Origin of the sequence: Streptomyces sp. NPDC086787, from assembly GCF_044745865.1 — a bacterium.
Lineage (GTDB): Bacteria > Actinomycetota > Actinomycetes > Streptomycetales > Streptomycetaceae > Streptomyces.
The window spans coordinates 1-14,458 of record NZ_JBIVBC010000011.1 but is presented as its reverse complement, the minus strand read 5'-3'; the positions used below and the strand labels follow the sequence as shown (position 1 = coordinate 14,458).

The window sequence follows — 14,458 nt, the reverse complement described above, 5'->3', positions numbered from 1 at the left end:
GCACCCTACTGTGGGTGCCCATGACGCTGAGCATCCGCAACCAGTTCCCCGGCACCGTGGTCGAGATCCGAAGCGGCGAGGTCATGGCGACGGTCACGGTTCGCCTGGACGGCGGGCAGATCATCACGGCCGCGATCACCCGGGAGGCCGTCGAACAGCTCGGTCTCGCCCCCGGCTCCGCCGTTCGCGCTCTGGTGAAGTCGACGGAGGTCGCCGTCGCCACGAACCGGATCAAGGGTCTCTCGATCCGCAACCAGTTGCCCGGCGCGATCACCCACATCGCGCTCGGCGGCGCCATGGCGTCCGTGCGGATGGCCATGGCCGGCGGCGAGATCACCGCGGTGATCACCAAGGACGCGGCCACCGAACTCGGCCTCTTCGTGGGCTCCGACGCGGTCGCCCTCATCAAGTCGACCGAGGTGGCCCTGGCGACCGACTGAACAACACGCCGGTCGCCGGGCCGGACGGCCGTGAGGGCCCTCGCCGGTACGGACGAGGACCCTCACTTGCCGATTCGGAACGCTCAGTCCTCGTAGGCGTCCAACGGCGGGCAGGAGCAGACCAGGTTCCGGTCGCCGAAGGCCTGGTCGATACGGCGCACCGGCGGCCAGTACTTGTCGGCGGTCGAGACTCCGGCCGGGAACACGGCCTCCTCACGGCTGTAGGCGTGCGTCCACTCGCCGCCCAGCGCGCCCGCCGTGTGCGGCGCGTTGACCAGCGGGTTGTCCTCGGCGGGCCACTCGCCGGAGCCGACCTTCTCGATCTCCGCGCGGATCGCGATCATCGCTTCGCAGAACCGGTCCAGCTCGGCGAGGTCCTCGGACTCGGTCGGCTCGATCATCAGCGTGCCGGCCACCGGGAAGGACATCGTCGGCGCGTGGAAGCCGTAGTCGATCAGTCGCTTGGCGACGTCGTCGACGCTCACGCCGGTCGCCTTGGTCAGCGGGCGCAGGTCGATGATGCACTCGTGGGCGACCAGGTTGCCGGGGCCGGTGTAGAGCACCGGGTAGTGCGGCTCCAGTCGCTTGGCGACGTAGTTGGCGCTCAGCACGGCCACCTGCGTGGCCCGCTTGAGGCCCTCGCCGCCCATGAGCCGGACGTACGCCCACGAGATCGGCAGGATGCCGGCGGAGCCCCACGGCGCCGCCGAGATCGGTCCGACGCCCGTCTCCGGACCGGCCTCGGGCTGCATGGGGTGGTTCGGCAGGTACGGCGCCAGGTGCGACCGCACGGCCACCGGGCCGACACCCGGACCGCCGCCGCCGTGCGGGATGCAGAACGTCTTGTGCAGGTTGAGGTGGGAGACGTCACCGCCGAAGTGGCCGGGCTTGGCGAGGCCGACCAGGGCGTTGAGGTTGGCACCGTCGACGTACACCTGGCCGCCCGCCTCGTGGACCTGGGCGCAGATGTCGGCCACGTGCTCCTCGAACACGCCGTGCGTCGACGGGTAGGTGATCATCAGCACGGCCAGCTCGTCACGGTACTGCTCGATCTTGGCCCGCAGATCCTCTATGTCGATCTCGCCGTCCCCGGCGGTCTTCACGACGACGACCTTCATCCCGGCCATGACGGCGCTGGCGGCGTTGGTGCCGTGCGCGGAGGACGGGATCAGGCAGACGGTGCGCTGCGCGTCACCGTTGGCCCGGTGGTAACCGCGGACGGCCAGCAGACCGGCGAACTCGCCCTGCGAGCCGGCGTTGGGCTGGAGGGACACCTTGTCGTAGCCGGTGACCTCGGCGAGGCGCTCCTCCAGCTCGCGGATGAGCGTCAGATAGCCCTCGGCCTGCCCGGCGGGCGCGAAGGGGTGCAGCTGGCCGAACTCGGGCCAGGTGACCGGCTCCATCTCGGTGGTCGCGTTGAGCTTCATCGTGCAGGAGCCCAGCGGGATCATGCCGCGGTCGAGCGCGTAGTCGCGGTCGGACAGCCTGCGCAGGTAGCGCAGCATCGCGGTCTCGGAGCGGTGCTCGTGGAAGACCGGGTGGGTGAGGTGGGCGTCGGTGCGCAGCAGCGCCTCCGGCAGGGTGTCCGCCGTGGTCGCGTCCAGCGCCTCGATGTCGCCCTCGACCCCGAAGGCGGACCACACGGCGCTCACCTGGGCACGGTTGGTGGTCTCGTCGCAGGCGAGGGAGATGAGGTCGGCGTCCACCTGGTGCAGGTTGACCCCGTTGTCCCGGGCGGCGGCGACGATCTCGGCCGCCCGGCCGGTGACCTTGACGGTCAGCGTGTCGAAGTAGGCGCCGTGGACGATCTCGACGCCACCGGCCCGGAGGCCCTCGGCCAGGATCGTGGCGTAGCGGTGGGTGCGGCCGGCGATGGCCCGCAGGCCCTCGGGTCCGTGGTAGACGGCGTACATGCCGGCCATCACGGCGAGCAGCACCTGCGCGGTGCAGATGTTGCTGGTCGCCTTCTCGCGGCGGATGTGCTGCTCACGGGTCTGGAGCGCGAGGCGGTACGCGCGATTGCCGTCGGCGTCGACGGACACGCCCACGAGCCGGCCGGGGAGGCTGCGCGCGAACTTCTCGTGCACCGCCATGTAACCGGCGTGCGGTCCGCCGAAGCCCATCGGCACACCGAACCGCTGGGTGGTGCCGATCGCGATGTCCGCGCCGAGCTCGCCCGGGGAGACCAGCAGGGTGAGCGCGAGCAGGTCGGCGGCGACGGTGACGAGCGCTCCGAGCTGGTGCGCCTGGTCGATGAGCGGCTTGATGTCGCGTACGGCACCGGAGGCGCCCGGGTACTGGATGAGCACGCCGTTGATCTCGCGCTCGGCGATCGCGGCCGGGATGCCCTCGCTGAGGTCGGCGACCACGACCTCCACTCCGGTGGGCTCGGCGCGGGTCTCGATCACGGCGATGGTCTGCGGCAGGGCGTCCGCGTCGATGAGGTAGAGGCCCTTTTTGTTCTTGCCCATGCGCCGGGACAGCGCCATCGCCTCGGCGGCGGCCGTGCCCTCGTCGAGCAGGGAGGCGCCGGAGGTGGGCAGGCCGGTGAGGTCGGCGACCATGGTCTGGAAGTTCAGCAGGGCTTCGAGCCGGCCCTGGGAGATCTCCGGCTGGTACGGCGTGTAGGCCGTGTACCAGGCCGGGTTCTCCATCACGTTGCGCAGGATGACGGGCGGGGTGAAGGTCCCGTAGTACCCGAGGCCGATCATCGAGCCGAGCACCTGGTTGCGGTCGGCGAGGGAACGCAGCTCGGCGAGTACCTCGGCCTCGGTGCGAGCACCCGGCAGGTCGAGCGCGTCGGCGTTCTTGATCACGTCGGGCACGGCGGCCGCGGTGAGCTCGTCGAGCGAGGCGTAGCCGACCTGAGCGAGCATCTTGGCCCGCGCCCCGTGGTCGGGGCCGATGTGGCGCTGTTCGAAGGGGATGCCCTGCTCGAGTTCGGTGAGCGGGGTGCGCTGGGTGGTCATTGCGGAGGCCTCCTGGTCGACGCGACCTTCGAGGGGTACCCCGGACACGGGTACCCCGACGGCCTCCCCCTCTGTCATCTCAACCTGAGAGCTTCGCCGGGCGCCCGAGGGCACCGGCTTTCCCCGTCGGTGAGAGCGGACGGCTTCGACATCCGCTCTGCTTTCCAGAGTGACCTCGTCCGTGCGGTTCGTGGGCCTGAGAGATTCCGGGGAGGATTTGCTCCTTCGGCGCCTCCGGTGTCACTCCGGAGGACTCTCCCGCACGGGGTCATCAGCCGTTTGCCAGACTACCAGCGAGGTCAACGCCCGAGTCTTCGAGTGGCCGCCATCCTGAATGTGCTCTTTTGTAGTGCTTACGAATGAGTTGCGACCAAGTGGAGGGCCCGTGCAGACCGAAATCGATCCGCGCAACCTGATCGGCCGCAAGGCGTTCGACCGCAACGGCACCAAGATCGGCACGATCGATGAGGTGTACCTCGACGACGCGACCGGCGTGCCGGAGTGGGCGGCCATAAGAACCGGTCTGTTCTCCCGTGACGCGTTCGTGCCCCTGGAGCCGAGCGAGCTGGTCGAGGGCACCCTCCACGTCCCCTTCGACCGCGCTCTGATCAAGGACGCCCCGGACTTCGGCGTGGGCCGCCACCTGTCCCCGGAACAGGAGCTCCAGCTCTACCACCACTACGGCCTCGACGTGGCGCCTCCTCCCACGCTCCCGGACCGCGACTTCGGCAACCTGGCGGGAACGGACGACGCCTGAAACCGCTCCCGGAACCCAGCGACGGCCGTCCTCAGACCTGCTCGGGTCTTCGCCGGACCAGCTCCAGCGGATCCGCCGGTTCAAGGGCCGGGTCGTCGACACGGAACGTCCTGACCCGCCCGGGCGGCGACCAGGGCGTCTCGAAGCGCACGGTGACCCGCCCGAGTCCGCTGCCCTGCACCCAGCCGTGCCCGTACTCGGTGTGCCGCACATCATGGCCCGCGGGCCAGTGCCGCTGCTCGGTGGCTGCTACCGGCTCCTTCCCCACCGGCTCGGGCGCGGCCTCCTCGGGCACCGCCTCGGCCCGCTCACCCGCAGCCTGGGCGAACAGGTCCTCCTGGGTGTAGTCGGCGAGCCCGGAGACGCCCACGCCCAGCAGCCGCACCCCGCCCGTCGTGTCCACGGACTCCAGCAGCCGCGCCGCCGCCTCCCGGATCACCGCCGGGTCGTCGGTGGGCCCACGGAGCGTCTCGGACCGGGTGAGCGTCGAGAAGTCGTACCGCCGCACCTTCAGCACGATGGTCCGCCCCGACAGTCCCGCACCCCGCAGTCGCCCCACGCACCGGTCGGCGAGCCGCCCCACCTCCAGGCCCACCCGCATCCGGTCGTGGATGTCCACGTCATAGGTGTCCTCGACCGAGACCGACTTGGTCTCCCGCTCGGCCACCACCGGACGCTCGTCGAGTGCCAGGGCCATGGCGTACAACCCGTGCCCGTGGGCCTTGCCCAGCAGCCGCACCAGCTCGTCCTCACCCGCCTCGGCGATCTCGTCGACCGTGGTGATCCCGGCGCGGCGCAGATGGTCGCCGGTAGCCGGCCCGACGCCCGGCAGGGTCCGCACCGACATGGGTCCCAGCAGCGCCCGCTCGGTCCCCGGCTCGATGACCGCCAGCCCGTCCGGCTTGGCCTGCTCGGAGGCGATCTTGGCGAGCATCTTGGAGGCGGCGAGCCCCACCGACCCGGTGAGCCCCGTGACGGCGCGTATGTCCGCGCGCAGCCGCACCGCGGCCTGCCGGGCCGACTCCTCGTCCCCGGCCGCTCCAGCGGCCTCCAGGTCCACGAACGCCTCGTCCAGGCTCAGCGGCTCCACCAGGGGGGACAGCTCCCGCAGCAGCCCCATCACCTGCTCGCTGATCGACCGGTAGAGCCCGAAGCGCGGCACGAGATACGCGGCGTGCGGAGCGAGCCGGCGTGCCTGGGCCATGGGCATCGCCGAATTGACTCCGAAGACCCGCGCCTCGTACGACGCGGTGGCGACCACTCCACGCGGTCCGAGCCCGCCCACGACGACGGCCTTCCCGCGCAGGCTCGGCTTGGACGCCTGCTCCACCGAGGCGAAGAAGGCATCCATGTCGAGATGCAGGATCGTGGGCGCGGTTCTCACAGGTCCGATGCTGCACCACGCCACTGACAATGCCCCGGAGGTCGGGGCTCAGACGGCCCGGTTGCGCCGCCGCGCGAGCTCGTCCGAGGGGTTCTGCCCGACCAGGGTCTCGCCCGTGTCGATGCGCTCCCCGTGCAGCTGGGAGAGCGCGCTCTCGACATCCCGCCAGACCACGCCGACGGCGATGCCGAAGATGCCCTGCCCGCCCTGGAGCAGGGCGTGCACCTCGTCGGGCGAGCTGCACTCGTAGACCGTGGCACCGTCGCTCATCAGCGTCATGCGCCCCAGGTCGGAGAATCCGCGCTCCCTGAGATGCTGCACGGCGGTACGGATGTTCTGCAGGGACACCCCGGTGTCCAGGAACCGCTTCACGATCTTCAGGACGACGACGTCCCGGAAGCTGTACAGACGCTGGGTCCCCGACCCGTAGGCGGGCCGCACGCTCGGCTCGACCAGGCCGGTGCGCGCCCAGTAGTCGAGCTGCCGATAGGTGATGCCGGCGGCCGCGCAGGCCGTGGGCCCGCGGTAGCCGATCTCCTCGGACGCCATGGGCGCCGCCCCTCCGCCACTCGGCACAACCATCGGCCGCTGCGGAGCGGGGCCGGCCGCGCTGCCGTGAAGCCGGTACGGACCGCTCTCCCCGAAACCGTGTCCGGGGGCACCCCCAGCCGTGCCGTCGCCGCTGCTTCTCACGCCGACCTCCGTCCTTGACCTGCCTTCACGACGGTAGGCAGTCACCAGGGGTGCGTCAACGATCGCCACACTCGGCACGCCGAGTGATAATCACCCTAGGAGTGGTTTCCCGTACCCCACCGCGGGGAAAGGCTAGCCGAATGCTCTGGCGGGGAGTCGTAGGACGCTCTCAACGGCCGCTGGCATTTGCCGCTCACTGGCTGCTGGTGCCGAAGTCCTCGGGCGAGATCTGGTCGAGGAACTCGCGGAACTTCTCCACCTCGTCCTCCTGCTCGTCCGGAATCGCGATGCCCGCGTCGTCGAGCACCGTGTCACTGCCGTAGATCGGCGTGCCGGTGCGCAGGGCCAGCGCTATGGCGTCGGACGGGCGGGCGCTGACCTCCACCCCGCTGGCGAAGACCAGCTCCGCGTAGAAGACGCCCTCACGCAGGTCGGTGATGCGCACTTCGGTCAGCTCCTGGCCGACGGCCTCCAGCACGTCCTTGAAAAGATCGTGCGTAAGCGGCCGTGCGGGGGCCATGCCCTGCTGAGCGAAGGCGATCGCGGTGGCCTCCCCCGGCCCGATCCAGATGGGGAGGTACCTGTCGCCTCCCACTTCACGCAGGAGCACGATCGGTTGGTTGGAGGGCATTTCGACCCGGACACCTACGACATCGAGCTCGTTCACACAGCAACCCTAGGCCGTGCCCGGGACGTTTGGGTAGTCGGGCCGGGCGGGGGTGCCCGATCCGGACTCCGGGCCACTCCCGCCACTCAGGGCAGACGCACCCCGAGAGCGGTCTTCACGAGGGCCGCGTGCAGCCGGACGGTGAGCGCCGCCAGCTCCTTCGTACGGGCCTCGGCGTGCGCCCTGGTCTGCGGGTTGCGGTGCCGCCGCAGGGGTGCCACCACCTGGTCGACGAGCCCCGCCTCACGGTCGGCGGCGGCCTTCATCACCCGCAGATGGCGGGGCTCGATCCCGAACCGGCCCAGCTCGGCGACGAGCGAGGCCACGGTGACCGTCTCGGCGTCGTACACGCCGTCCTCGAGCGGGGCGATGAGCCCGTACGACTCCCACTCCTCGAGATCGCTGTCGTGGATCCCGGCGGCCGCCAGCAGCTCGGACCGCGCGATGCGCGCCGCGGTCGGCGCGTCGGACGACTCCAGGATGTCCCGGCCGTCCTCACCCTCGCGCTGGCGACCGACGACCGGCAGCTGCACGGCCTCGCCGCGCCGGATGGCGTCGAGGTGCTCCCGGATCACCTTGAGCGGCAGATAGTGGTCGCGCTGGAGCCTCAGGACATGCCCCAGGCGCTCCACGTCGTCGGCGCTGAACTTGCGATACCCCGAGGGCGTCCGCTGCGGCTCGATGAGCCCCTCGGACTCCAGGAAACGGATCTTGGAGATGGTCACTTCGGGGAACTCGTCGCGCAGCACGTTCAGCACCGTCCCGATGCTCATCAGCCGACTGTCCGCGGCGGCGGCGCCGTGCCCGGCACCGCCGCTCGGTGATTGAAGCATGGACCTTCCCTGGGGTTCTCCCGGACCAGTCCGGGAGAGGTCAGATGCCGTGCCGGCTCGCGTAGAACACCAGCCGGTACTTGCCGATCTGCACCTCGTCGCCGTTCGACAGAGCGACCTGGTCGATCCGCTCCCGGTTGACATACGTGCCGTTCAGACTGCCGACGTCGGCGACCGTGAACGAGCCGTCCGGGGAGCGCCGGAACTCCACGTGCCGGCGCGAGACCGTCACGTCGTCCAGGAAGATGTCGCTCTGCGGATGACGCCCGGCCGTGGTCAGCTCCCCGTCCAGCAGGAACCGGCTGCCGGAGTTCGGTCCGCGCCGGACCACCAGCAGGGCCGAGCCCATGGGCAGCGCGTCCACCGCCGCCTGCGCCTCGGGAGAGAGCGACGGCATCTGCGTCTGCCCCGTGACCTCGGCGTCGTACGCCTCGAGTCCGGAGATCGAGATCGTGGACGTGGTCTCGGACGGACGCTCCGGCGTCACACCCGCACGCAGCGGGGCACCACAGTTGGAACAGAACCGGGCGTTCTGTGCGTTCCGGTTACCGCACCTCGTACATACCAGGGCCGACATGGACGGATCCTCCTGCCGCGGCTGCCCCGCGGGGGCATGGGACGCATACGGGTCGGGAGTAAACCCTCCACCCGCACTTGAGGTTGACGGTTGCCCGAAACCTATGCCGCCGGACTGGGCAGGGTCAACAGACGCCGCGCCCTGACCACCCGAAATGTCACCGCCCGGACCAGGGACCTGGTCGCGGAACAGCGGGCGCCCACCCTCCGCGTCAGGCTGTGCGCGATGACGAGCGGTGGCGTTGTCGCCGCCGTCTCGCGCGCTCTTGCCGAACAACTTCGCAAACAACTTCACGGGCGATTCCCCTTGACCGAAACAGACCCGCCCGTGGGGCAGGACGAACCCTGACTGCGTACACCAACTGACCCGGACACTCTCACAACGTCCGTATCCACCAGACAGTTTCCACCACGCACCACCTGTTCGGTGCGCCGACCCCCCGCAACCTCATGCCCCTGCCTGACGTCCCGCATGCACCGTCGGTTCACTGTGAGGACGACCGAGCGTAGTCAGGCCGCTTCGCAGCCCGCAAGGCCTCCACGACGATCTTGGTCGCCCGCTCTACGGTGACGGTGGCCTGCTCCTTCTCAAGGGTCTGCACCACGCCTCCGGGGATGTTCAGCGCCGGTTCGAGGTCCTGCGGCTTGCCGATGACCTTGAAACGATAGGGAGAGCTGATCTTGTTCCCGTCGACGCTCACGCTGTCACCGGAGTCCGTCAGATACGTGTTGGCGACGACCCGTACGCCGTTCACCTCGATCGCCTCCGCACCGGCCGCGCGCAGCTCCTGGATCGCGTCGAGCAGCATGTCCGCCTTGACCGTCCCCTTCGTGTCGTCGATCGTCATGGTGATGCCGGGGCCCTGGGCCGCCACGGTGCCCGCCAGAATGCCGAGTTGCCGTTCCTTCTCGGCGGTCTGCCTACGGGCCTCCGCCGCCTGGTCGGAGCTGCTCTGCAGTTCCGACCGCTGCTTCTCGAGCCCCTGCTTCTCGTCCTCAAGACGCTGAGTACGGTCATCGAGTTCATCGAGGATGCGGACAAGATCTTCCTGACGGGCACCGCGCAGCGCGCTGTCGCTGTCGCTGTTCGACGCCACCTGCACGGCCAGTCCGAAACCGAGGCCGAACAGCAGCAGGGCAACGATGAGTTGCGCCCTGGACAGCCGCGGTGGCCACAGCACCTGCACCAGCCGACTGCGACCGGTGAGCCCGGCCTCGGGCCTGTCCTCCCCGGCCGGCGCGGTCTGCTCGGCCGGCTGGGTCTGCTCGGCGCGCTCGGCCTGCTCGGCCCGCTCGGTCTCGGGGGCCGGCGCGGGCACCTCGGCGGGGAGTTCCTTGCGCAGCCTGTTCTCCGGCTGCTCGTCCTGGTTGCTCATCGCCCTCACGCCCGGAACACATGGCGGCGGATCGCCGCGGCGTTGGAGAAGATCCGGATGCCGAGGACCACGACGACGCCCGTGGACAGCTGCGCCCCCACACCCAACTTGTCACCCAGGAACACGATCAGTGCGGCCACGACCACGTTCGACAGGAACGAGACCACGAAGACCTTGTCGTCGAAGATGCCGTCGAGCATGGCCCGCAGGCCACCGAAGACGGCGTCGAGCGCCGCGACGACGGCGATCGGCAGGTAAGGCTCGACGACCGCCGGAACCTCAGGACGGACCAACAGCCCGGCCACAACTCCCACGATGAGGCCCAATACGGCGATCACGATGTGCCCTTCCCAGTGCTCGGCTGTGCTGTACGTACGATCACACTCGGTGCCGCGGGCAGCCGGACGTCGCTCTCCGTCGAGATGCCGGTCCGGATGCCGTAGTTCTGCTCCAGGGCGTTCAGATACAGCCCGTCCGCGCTGTTCTGGAACCTGGTGCTCAGCTTGTTCCCGTCCCCCACCGCGAGCACCGTGTAAGGCGGCACCAGTGGTCTGTTGTCGACCAGTATCGCGTCTCCCGCGGCCCGGATCGCCGACAGGGCGGTCAGCCGCTGACCGTTGATGGAGATGGCCTCGGCACCCGAGGCCCACAGCCCGTTGACCACGCGCTGCATGTCACGGTCGCGGACCCGGCCGGTGTCGGCGAAGCCGGTGGTCTCGCGCGGATTGCCGCCGTCACCGCCCGTGGAGGCCTCTTTCGCGTCGTCCACGACGAGCCTCACTCCGGGGCCGTGCACCGCCGTGGCTCCCGACAGGACTGCCACCAGGTCCGCCTGATCACTGCCCCCACTGGCCCGCAGGGCCGCCCGCTGCCGCGCGCTCACATCGTCGCGCAGCTTGTCGACGGTGCCTTCCAGCTCGTCCGCCGTCCTGGTCTCGCGGTCGATACGGTCGATCAGCTCCTGCCGCTCCTTGGCCACCACGGGCGCCGCCACGCGCGCCTGGGCCGCCCCGACCGTCACCACCAGGGCCGCGAGCACCAGGCACGCCGCCAGGCCGAGCTTGGCCTTGAGCGTCTTGGGCATGCCACCCTCGCCCTGGGCCTGCTTCCGGGCGGCGGCCTCGGCGTATCCGTCGTCGAGGCTGTGGTCCATGACGTTGGTGATCAACGACATGGACGCGTCCGGGCGCGGCGGCCGCGGGGAGGTGCTCCGAACGGGGGGTTGCTGCGGCATGCGGCACATCGTCGCACGTCGCGACCGATACCTCCGAATGGCCCCACCGACGTGCCGGACAGTCCCCCCTAGGGGGGACTGTCCGGCACGCGTGTGTGTTGGGTGCGCTACCTGCCGGCGCTGTCCACGATCGCCGCCCACTCGTCGAGCAGGGCCTGCGCCGAGGCGTCGTCCGGCCCCTCCGCCCACAGATGCGTGACCGCCTCGGCCGGGTCGGGCAGCACCATCACCCAGCGCCCGTCGGTCTCCACGACACGCACTCCGTCCGTCGTGTCGACGAAGCGGTCCCCCGCCGCCTCGACGACCCGGCGCATCACGAGTCCCTTGACGGCCCACGGCGTCGCCAGGTCCCGCTTGAGGACGTGAGCCCGCGGGATCCGTGCGTCGATCTGGCTCAGGGTGAGCTGTGTCCGCGCCACCAGCCCGATCAGCCGGACGAAGGCCGCGGTGCCGTCGTAGACGCCGCTGAACTCCGGGACGATGAATCCGCCCTTGCCGTCACCGCCGAAGATGGTCCCTTCCTCACGCCCGACCCGCGTGAGGTCGTCGGGAGAGGTGGTCGTCCACTCGACCTGGGTGCCGTGATAGGCGGCCACCTGCTCGGCGATGCGTGTCGTGGTCACCGGCAGTGCGACCCGGCCGCTGCGCCGCTCCGCGGCCACCAGGTCCAGCATCACGAGCAGGGCCCGGTCGTCCTCGATGATCCGGCCCTTCTCGTCCACCAGGGACAGCCGCTCACCCACGGGGTCGAACCGGACACCGAACGCGGCTCCCGAGGACGCCACGATCTCGCCGAGGCGCATCAGTCCGGACCGCCGGATGTCGGCCGTCTCGGTGGGCCTGGCCTCGTCGAGGCCGGGGTTGACGGTCAGCGAGTCCACACCCAGCTTTCCCAACAGGCTGGGCAGGACGAGCCCGGCGCTGCCGTTGGAGGCGTCCACGACGACCTTGAGACCCGAGTCGGCGATCCCGGTGGTGTCGATGTTCCGCAGCAGCGACCCGGTGTAGGAGTCGAAGACACTCGCCGGGAAGTACAGGTCGCCGATCTCTCCGGGGAACGCGCGCCGGTACTCCTGGCGCGCGAAGATCCGGTCCAGCTTGCGCTGGCTCCCCTGAGAGAGGTCGGCGCCCTGGCCGTCGAAGAACATGATGTCGACGGAGTCCGGCACACCCGGTGACGTGCGGATCATGATGCCGCCGGAACTGCCCCGCGCGGTCTGCTGGCGGGCCACGGGCAGCGGCACGTTCTCCAGGTCGCGCACGTCGATGGCGCTCGCCTGGAGGGCCGAGATCACCGCCCGTTTGAGCGCTCGCGCACCACGGGAGTGGTCGCGGGCCGTGGTGACGGTGGACCCCTTCTTCAGCGTCGTCGCGTAGGCGCCGGCCAGTCGCACGGCGAGCTCCGGAGTGATCTCCACGTTCAGGATGCCGGACACCCCACGCGCGCCGAACAGGTGTGCCTGGCCCCGGGACTCCCAGATGACCGAGGTGTTGACGAACGCGCCGGCCTCGATCGTCTTGAATGGATAGACCCGCACGTTGCCCTGCACGATCGATTCTTCGCCGATCAGGCATTCGTCACCGATGACCGCGCCGTCCTCGATCCGGGCGGCGCGCATGATGTCCGTGTTCTTGCCGACGACACAGCCCCGAAGGTTGCTGTGCTGCCCGACGTACACGTTGTCGTGGACGACGGCCTTGTGCAGGAACGCACCGCTCTTCACGACGACGTTCGATCCGACGACGGTGTCCTCGCGGATCTCCGCGCCGGCTTCGACCTTCGCGTAGTCGCCGATGTAGAGCGGTCCCCTGAGCACGGCGTCGGGGTGTACTTCGGCGCCTTCCGCCACCCAGACACCGGGGGAGATCTCGAATCCGTCGATGTCGACGTCGACCTTGCCCTCGAGGACGTCGGCCTGCGCCTTCACGTACGACTCGTGAGTACCGACGTCCTCCCAGTAGCCCTCGGCGACATAGCCGTAGACCGGCTTGCCCTCCTTCATGAGCTGCGGGAAGACATCGCCCGACCAGTCCACCGGCACGTCGGGCTCGACGTAGTCGAAGACCTCGGGCTCCATGACGTAGATGCCGGTGTTCACCGTGTCCGAGAAGACCTGCCCCCAGGTCGGCTTCTCCAGGAAGCGCTCGACCTTTCCCTCCTCGTCGACGATGGTGATGCCGAATTCCAGAGGATTGGGCACGCGCGTCAGGCAGACGGTCACCAGCGCGCCTTTTTCCTTGTGGAAGTTGATCAGATCGGTGAGGTCGAAGTCGGTCAGGGCATCGCCGGAAATGACGAGGAAGGCATCGTCCTTCAGCGCCTCCTCGGCGTTCTTGACGCTTCCTGCGGTACCGAGTGGCTTCTCCTCGTTGGCATATGTGAGCTCCATTCCGAGCTCCTCGCCGTCACCGAAGTAGTTCTTGACTAGCGAAGCCAGGAACTGCACGGTTACGACGGTCTCATTGAGCCCATGCCTTTTGAGCAACCGAAGCACATGCTCCATGATCGGGCGGTTCACCACCGGCAGGAGCGGCTTGGGCATGCTTGAGGTCATAGGGCGAAGACGAGTGCCTTCGCCACCGGCCATCACGACGGCCTTCATGTCGGAAGCGTCCTCCTCTGGAGACGACGGTCTAGCCGACTTCACCCGTCAAGATTGTCCCGCACTTTTCCGCCGCGGGCCATCGAGGCGCTTCGTCCGGGCAACCGCCGAGCTCAATCGGCCATGGTGTCCGCGCGAACGAGGCGGCGGACCTGCACCACGTAGAGCACTCCTGCCCACCAGTACAGCGTTGTACCCCACCCGGCGAACGCCCATCCGAAAATAGCAGCGAGTGACGCGATCCATCCGCTTCCGTCACTGAGGAGCAGCAGCGGGAAGGCGTACATCAGGTTGAAGGTCGCGGCCTTCCCCAGGAAGTTCACCTGCGGCGGGGGATAGCCGTGACGCCGGAGGACACCCACCATCACCAGCAGCAGCAGTTCTCGCGCCAGCAGCACGGCGGTCAGCCAGAGCGGGAGGATCTCCCGCCAGGTGAGCCCGACCAGCGTGGACAGGATGTACAGCCGGTCCGCAGCCGGGTCGAGCAGCCGGCCGAGGCTGCTGATCTGGTTCCAGCGCCTCGCGAGCTTGCCGTCCAGGTAGTCACTGATACCGCTCAGGGCGAGCACCAGCAGGGCCCAGCCGTCGCTCTTGGGGCCTCCGAACTCCGGCCTGAGGATCAACCACAGAAAGACGGGTACGCCGACGAGGCGCGCCATGCTGAGGATGTTGGGGATGGTGAGGACCCGGTCTGTCTGGACGCGGGTCTCCTGGACCTCCACCCGGGGGCCTCCTGTGGGAAAACGTGCCAACGGTGCCCCCTGACCCTACCTCAACGCAAAAAAGCTCCGGCTCCTGGGTTTGCACCCAAGAGCCGGAGCTATAAAGGTAGTTCGGCGGCGTCCTACTCTCCCACAGGGTCCCCCCTGCAGTACCATCGGCGCTGTGAGGCTTAGCTTCCGGGTTCGGTATGTAACCGGGCGTTT

Annotated in this window: 12 protein-coding genes, 1 rRNA gene, 1 pseudogene and 1 riboswitch; of the genes and pseudogenes, 2 read left to right on the top strand and 12 right to left on the bottom strand. The window is 69.2% G+C overall.

Going from position 1 to position 14,458, the window contains the following annotated elements:
- Window positions 1–20 precede the first annotated feature (20 nt).
- Window positions 21–440 (top strand): molybdopterin-binding protein, encoded by a 420-nt coding sequence (locus tag ACIPK3_RS24085; RefSeq protein WP_402572726.1) that lies wholly within the window; start codon window positions 21–23, stop codon window positions 438–440.
- Window positions 441–523: 83 nt separating this feature from the next.
- Here the strand turns inward: ACIPK3_RS24085 and gcvP are convergent, their stop codons facing one another.
- The gene (gene gcvP / locus ACIPK3_RS24080; RefSeq protein WP_402572724.1) at window positions 524–3,409 is read right to left on the bottom strand and encodes an aminomethyl-transferring glycine dehydrogenase; all 2,886 of its coding nucleotides are present in this window, start codon (window positions 3,407–3,409) and stop codon (window positions 524–526) included.
- Window positions 3,410–3,583: 174 nt separating this feature from the next.
- Window positions 3,584–3,680, bottom strand: a riboswitch (glycine riboswitch).
- A gap of 114 nt (window positions 3,681–3,794) precedes the next feature.
- On the opposite strand from gcvP, the gene ACIPK3_RS24075 reads away from it, so the two are divergent.
- Window positions 3,795–4,166 carry a PRC-barrel domain-containing protein gene (locus tag ACIPK3_RS24075; protein ID WP_402572722.1) on the top strand — a complete coding sequence of 124 codons (372 nt, stop codon included), beginning with the start codon at window positions 3,795–3,797 and terminating at the stop codon, window positions 4,164–4,166.
- On the opposite strand, the pseudogene ACIPK3_RS24070 reads toward ACIPK3_RS24075, so the two are convergent.
- From ACIPK3_RS24070 to rrf, 11 genes and pseudogenes are all read right to left on the bottom strand, one after another.
- A pseudogene (locus tag ACIPK3_RS24070) lies at window positions 4,088–5,550 on the bottom strand (DNA polymerase IV). The gene ACIPK3_RS24075 and the pseudogene ACIPK3_RS24070 sit on opposite strands and share 79 nt — an antisense overlap.
- 48 nt (window positions 5,551–5,598) lie before the next feature.
- Window positions 5,599–6,243, bottom strand: coding sequence for a MerR family transcriptional regulator (locus ACIPK3_RS24065; RefSeq protein ID WP_402572720.1), 645 nt, complete (start codon window positions 6,241–6,243; stop codon window positions 5,599–5,601).
- Window positions 6,244–6,436: 193 nt separating this feature from the next.
- A complete protein-coding gene (locus ACIPK3_RS24060) occupies window positions 6,437–6,910 on the bottom strand; it encodes a bifunctional nuclease family protein (RefSeq protein ID WP_026253112.1) in 474 nt (157 codons plus the stop codon).
- Window positions 6,911–6,996: 86 nt separating this feature from the next.
- Window positions 6,997–7,743: a MerR family transcriptional regulator gene (locus ACIPK3_RS24055; protein ID WP_402572718.1), complete on the bottom strand. Its 747-nt coding sequence runs from the start codon at window positions 7,741–7,743 to the stop codon at window positions 6,997–6,999.
- Window positions 7,744–7,783: 40 nt separating this feature from the next.
- The gene (locus ACIPK3_RS24050; protein WP_402572716.1) at window positions 7,784–8,614 is read right to left on the bottom strand and encodes an FHA domain-containing protein; all 831 of its coding nucleotides are present in this window, start codon (window positions 8,612–8,614) and stop codon (window positions 7,784–7,786) included.
- Window positions 8,615–8,804: 190 nt separating this feature from the next.
- Window positions 8,805–9,695: a DUF881 domain-containing protein gene (locus ACIPK3_RS24045; protein WP_402572714.1), complete on the bottom strand. Its 891-nt coding sequence runs from the start codon at window positions 9,693–9,695 to the stop codon at window positions 8,805–8,807.
- A gap of 5 nt (window positions 9,696–9,700) precedes the next feature.
- Window positions 9,701–10,033: a small basic family protein gene (locus tag ACIPK3_RS24040; RefSeq protein ID WP_006134295.1), complete on the bottom strand. Its 333-nt coding sequence runs from the start codon at window positions 10,031–10,033 to the stop codon at window positions 9,701–9,703.
- Window positions 10,030–10,929 carry a DUF881 domain-containing protein gene (locus tag ACIPK3_RS24035; protein ID WP_402572712.1) on the bottom strand — a complete coding sequence of 300 codons (900 nt, stop codon included), beginning with the start codon at window positions 10,927–10,929 and terminating at the stop codon, window positions 10,030–10,032. The genes ACIPK3_RS24040 and ACIPK3_RS24035 overlap by 4 nt, the downstream gene beginning before the upstream one ends.
- A gap of 107 nt (window positions 10,930–11,036) precedes the next feature.
- Window positions 11,037–13,532, bottom strand: coding sequence for a sugar phosphate nucleotidyltransferase (locus ACIPK3_RS24030; protein ID WP_402572710.1), 2,496 nt, complete (start codon window positions 13,530–13,532; stop codon window positions 11,037–11,039).
- A gap of 113 nt (window positions 13,533–13,645) precedes the next feature.
- The gene (locus ACIPK3_RS24025; protein ID WP_402572709.1) at window positions 13,646–14,254 is read right to left on the bottom strand and encodes a CDP-alcohol phosphatidyltransferase family protein; all 609 of its coding nucleotides are present in this window, start codon (window positions 14,252–14,254) and stop codon (window positions 13,646–13,648) included.
- Window positions 14,255–14,363: 109 nt separating this feature from the next.
- Window positions 14,364–14,458: ribosomal RNA gene (gene rrf / locus ACIPK3_RS24020) — 5S ribosomal RNA — on the bottom strand; the annotation flags it as partial.